The organism is Microbacterium sp., assembly GCF_047606685.1.
In the GTDB taxonomy this organism is placed as follows: Bacteria; Actinomycetota; Actinomycetes; order Actinomycetales; family Microbacteriaceae; genus Microbacterium.
Genome location: NZ_JASGEC010000019.1, coordinates 1 through 4,806, shown reverse-complemented (window position 1 = coordinate 4,806; position 4,806 = coordinate 1). Strand labels below are relative to the sequence as shown.

Annotated in this window: 4 protein-coding genes; all 4 read right to left on the bottom strand. The window is 70.0% G+C overall.

Annotated features, from left to right (window positions below):
• A partial coding sequence (locus tag QM611_RS02565) for an ABC transporter substrate-binding protein (protein WP_415078339.1) occupies positions 1-1,218 on the bottom strand: 1,218 nt, incomplete at its 3' end.
• Entirely contained in the window at positions 1,215-3,344 is a 2,130-nt protein-coding gene (locus QM611_RS02560) for a beta-galactosidase (protein WP_415078338.1), read from the bottom strand. The genes QM611_RS02565 and QM611_RS02560, both read right to left, overlap by 4 nt.
• 111 nt (positions 3,345-3,455) lie before the next feature.
• On the bottom strand, positions 3,456-4,448 hold the full coding sequence (locus tag QM611_RS02555; RefSeq protein WP_415078337.1) for a LacI family DNA-binding transcriptional regulator: 993 nt from the start codon (positions 4,446-4,448) through the stop codon (positions 3,456-3,458).
• A gap of 44 nt (positions 4,449-4,492) precedes the next feature.
• Positions 4,493-4,806: SIP domain-containing protein (locus QM611_RS02550; protein ID WP_415078336.1), on the bottom strand; the 314-nt coding region annotated here is incomplete at its 5' end.

Genomic DNA, 4,806 nt, shown 5'->3' with positions numbered 1-4,806 from the left:
GTCCATGAACGGCAGCCACTGGAAGTCGGGCTGGACGGTGTCGGACACGCCGGCGAAGAACTCGTTCACCTTCTGCCCGCCGTAGAACTCGTTCTCCTGGCTGAGGAACTCGTCAGACTGGAGCGTGGCGTTCGTGGTGGGGAACAGGAACTGCTCGTTGGCGAGCATGAGCGCGGAGTCGGCATCGGTGTTGATGAACTTCGCGAGCTCGTAGGCTGCGATCTTGTTCTCGCTGGTGACCATGACGGCATCCGTCGATCCGCCCCAGTTGCCCGAGACATCCTCTCCCGCCTCCCACTGCGGGATCTTTCCGGCCGCCCACTTGCCGCTGGTGTCCTTGGCCGTTCCTTGCAGGAACACCGGACCCCACGCGGCGACCTGCCAGCTGGCGTACTTGCCCTTAGCCAGGCCCTGGTACCACGAGTCGTTGAAGTCGGCGTCGACGGACACGAGGTCTTTGGAGATCAGGTCCTGCCAGTACGACACGACCTTCTGGGTCTCGGGCGAGTCGAGGTTGATCGACACGGTCTTGTCGCCGTCGTAGGCGAACGGCTGCGCGCCCGCCTGCCAGAACAGGCCCACCATCTGGCCGGGGTCGTTGCCCGGCATGTTGGTGATGTACGACCCGGTCTTCGACTTCACGGCCTCGGCCGCCGTGGCGAAGTCGTCCCACGTCGCAGGAGCCTCGGTGATGCCGGCCTTGTCGAAGAGGTCCTTGCGGTAGAGGTTGCCGAGCGGGCCGGAGTCTTGCGGCACGGCCCAGACGCCCTGCTCGTTGGCGACCTGGTTCCACACCCACTCCACGAACTGGTCCTTGGTGTCGGCGGCGCCGTACGGGGTGAGGTCGGCCAGGCTCGCGGTCTGCCGGAACGAGGGCACGTACTGGTACTCGATCTGCGCCACGTCCGGCGCGCCCTTGCCCGCCTTCAACGCCGCGCGCAGCTTCGGGTAGTGCTGTGTGCCGCCGCCGGTGTTGACGACCTTGACTTTGATCTTCGGGTACTTCGCCTCGAACAGGTCGACCTCCTTCTGGATGTCGGGCACCCACGTCCAGAAGGTGAGCTCGGTCTCGGTGTTCAGCGCCTTGTCGATGTCCGCCTGCGAGACCGGGGCGGTGCTTTCCTGCGTCTGGCCGCCGCCGGACGCGCAGCCGCTCAACGCGAGCCCGGAGGCCAGTGCGATCGCTCCGAGCGCCATTGCCTTGCGTGATCGTTTCATGATTTCTCTCTCGGTGTTGGGATGGGCAGTGTCCTGCCCGTGGCGACCTCGAACAGCCGCGCGTCGCGGGGGTCGAGGACGATGGTGTCTCCCGGCCCGTGCGCATCGCCGGAGGCGAGGTCGCGCAGGGCGCAGGGAGCGGTGACGGGATGCCGGGAGCCCGACCAGTTCGACACGAACGCCAGCGCGGCCTCGCCTGCGCGGCCAGTGGCGACGGTGACCTCGCGCGGCGCGCTCCAGCGCTGGCGCTGCGTGTCGGGCACGAGCCAGCGGCCGATGCTGCGGGCCAGCTCGGGGTTCGGCACCGTGGCCACGTAGCTCACGCGGCCGTCGCCGTGCGCGCGCGTGGTCACGGCGGCGCGCGCGCCGAACTCCGTCGCGGCGAAGCCCGCCACCACGCGCGCGTCGTCGACCTCCAGCAGATCGGCCCAGCCGATGCCGGCCGCGCCCGGCTCCAGGTCGATCTCGCCCGCGGAGTGCACCGGCAGCGGTGAGGAGAGGTTCGTGTACTCCTCGTAGTGGACCCCGGCGGGCCCGGCGAGCCGCGCGGGGGCGACCTCGAGCCGCGCCCGGGCGAGGTCGTCGCCGTACCCGGTGCGGATGCCGACCACGAGGTGGCCGCCGGCTTCGGCGTAGGCGGCGAGCTTGTCGAGCACGGCGTCCTCGGCCACGTAGACGGCGGGGGCGACGAGCACGGGGAACTGGGTGACAAGCTCGTCCAGCGGAGCCTGGAGGAACTGCCGCACGTGCTGCACGCGCAGCTGGATGCCCGCCTCGAACAGGCCGTGGTGCCACGCGTCGAAGATGTCGGTGTACGCGTCCGTGTTGGGCGAGCCGTCCGCCTGCGCGAGCGGTGTGAAGAAGTTCCACGACCACTTCGTGTCGGTCGACCACAGCATCAGCGCATCGGCGTCGGGCGCGTAGTCGTCCAAGGCCCCGCCGATGCGGCCGAGCGCCGCGCCCAGGGCGGCCACCTCTCGGTAGACGCGCCCGGGAACCTGGCTGTGCGGAAGGATGCCGCCCCAGTAGGTCTCCACGCCGAAGTGCAGCGTGTGCCAGTGCCAGTACTCGATCATGCGGGCGCCGCGGGAGAGCAGCGCGAACGCCGCCTGGCGGATCTGGCCGGGGAACGGGGGATGGTTCATCCATGGGCCGCCGATGGACTGCGCGTTGGTCTCGGTGACCAGGAACGGCGCCTGCGCGCTCGACCACGCGCGGTCTCCCCACTGGAAGAGGGCGGGAACGCCGGAGTGCCACCAGCGCTCCGAGCCCGTGGCGGGGTCGAGCGCGTCGAGGCCCGCCTGCATGAGGTAGTACGGGTTGCCGGCAGTGACGTCGAGCTGCGCGACCAGCTCGTCGTCGGAGATCTGGGGTCGGGGGTAGGAGATGCAGGTGGTGATGAACTGGTCGTCGCGGGCGTACTCGCGCACCACGTCGGCCTGCCATCCGATGAGCTCGGTGGCCAGCGTCGCTTGGAATCTGCGCCACTCCAGCTGGTACTGCGGCATCAGGTTGCCGTCCGGCTTCCACAGCTGTGACCACTCGGTCACGCGATGCGACCAGTAGACGAGCCCCCATTCCTCATTCAGGCGCTCGACGGTGCCGTAGCGGTCGCGCAGCCACTCCAGGAAGGCGTGGAAGGTCGAGCTGTTGTGGGCGAGCACGCTGCCTGGCTCGTTGTCGACCTGGTAGCCGATGACGGCGGGGTGGTCGCAGTAGCGCGCGACCACTTTGCGCACGATGCGCTCGGCGTAGAACCGGTACGCGGGCTGGCTCTGGTCCATCTCCTGCCGCGCGCCCCAACCGATGCGGGCGCCGGACGAGGACTCTGCGGCGATCTCGGGGTGGCGCGTCTGCAGCCACGGGGGGATGGCGTAGGTCGGCGTTCCGAGGATGACGCCGATGCCGCGCGCGTGCGCGCCGTCAAGGACGGGCTGCAGCCAGTCGAGGTCGAACTGGCCTTCTCGAGGCTCCCACGTCGACCACACCGACTCGCCGACCCGGATGACGGTGAAGCCCGCGTCCTTCATGAGGTCGAGGTCGCGGTGGAGGGTTCCCTCCGGCTGGTACTCGGCGTAGTACGCGGCCCCGAAAAGGACCCCCGAGAATCGTGGGCGGGCAGCCATCCAAACCTCTCTGTTTGCGGATGTTGTCGACAACATGTTGTCGACAACATTGGACATTAGCAGAGCGCGCCACCCGCGGGCAAGAGGCAGTCGGGTCCCGCTGCCGCGATCTCAGCGCGAAACGGGCGCGCTCGAGGCGCGAACAATCAGCCGCGGCGCGGGAAGCGCGCTGTCGACGGGCTCGCCGGTGATCATTTCCAGCAGCGTGGACACCAGGAACGCGCCCTCCGCCTCGAAGTCGAGCGCGATCGTGGACAGCGAGGGCGTGACGAACGAGGCCTCCGGCATGTCATCGTTGCCGATCACGCTGAGCTCCGCGGGCACCGCAACGCCTGCCGCCGTGGCGGCGGAGACCAACCCGATCGCCATGGAGTCGTTGCCCAGGCCCACCGCGGTCATCGCCGTGGACCGGGGCCGGTCGCGCCACGCCGCCGCTGCCGAGGCGGGCGACCAGTCGCCTTCCGCTTCCCAGACGGGCTCGAGGCCCGCGTCGGCGAGCTCGGCGACGAACCCCTCGCGTCGCTCTCGCGCGACGAACCACGACTGCGGGCCGCTCACGTAGCCGATGTCGCGGTGGCCCAACCCGATCAAGTGGGCGGCCGCCATCCGTCCCGAGCGGTGGTTGGTGGTCATCGTGTCGCCGGGAGTGAGCACCCGGGAGGTGGCCATGACGTGCGGAACCCGCAGGTCGCGCGCCTCGATCGCGCGGGTGAGCCCCTCGTATTGCGTTTCGATGATGAGCCCCGCGTGCTGGTGCTCCAGAAGCTGGCCCAGCGCCGCGTCGATCTCGTCGGGCTCCTGCCCCTCCGTCACGACAAGCTCGATGAGGTAGCCACGCTGGCGCGCGGCGCCGATGGCTCCGACAACCAGCCGTGCCGGCCCCGGCATGTCCACGCGGTGCGCCAGCAGCCCGATCACGTTGACCCGGTTCTGCCGCAGTTGCCGCGCCGCGGCGTTAGGCAGATAGCCCAACTCCGCGATCGCCGCCTGAACACGGTCGCGGGTCTCCGGACGGATTCCCTCGAAGCCGTGCAGATGGCGCGTGACGGTCTGGTGCGACACGCCCGCGGCGCGGGCGACGTCGTAGATCGTCGGCGGCTTCACGCGACCCATTCTTGCAGCGCGGTCGTCGGCCGCCCCGCCCGCGCTCATGCGGTCGGGAAGATCTGCCCGACCGGCTCGCGCTTCTCGGCCTGGAAGCGGTCCTCCGTGCGACCGCGCGCCCAGTAGCCGGACAGCGACACCTGGGCGCGCTTCAGCGCGCGCTCGTCGAACAGCACCCGGCGCAGCGCCTTCATCGACTCCCGCTCGCCGTGGGCGAAGACATCCACCTCTCCCGCGCGCCACTCGAGGTCGCGAACGGCGTTCGCCAAGCGAGCGGTCTCGTGGGGGGGGTCGACGGTGCCCCGCCCCCCGACCCCCGCGGGGGAGGACACCACCGGGCCCGGGGCGTGGGGGGCGG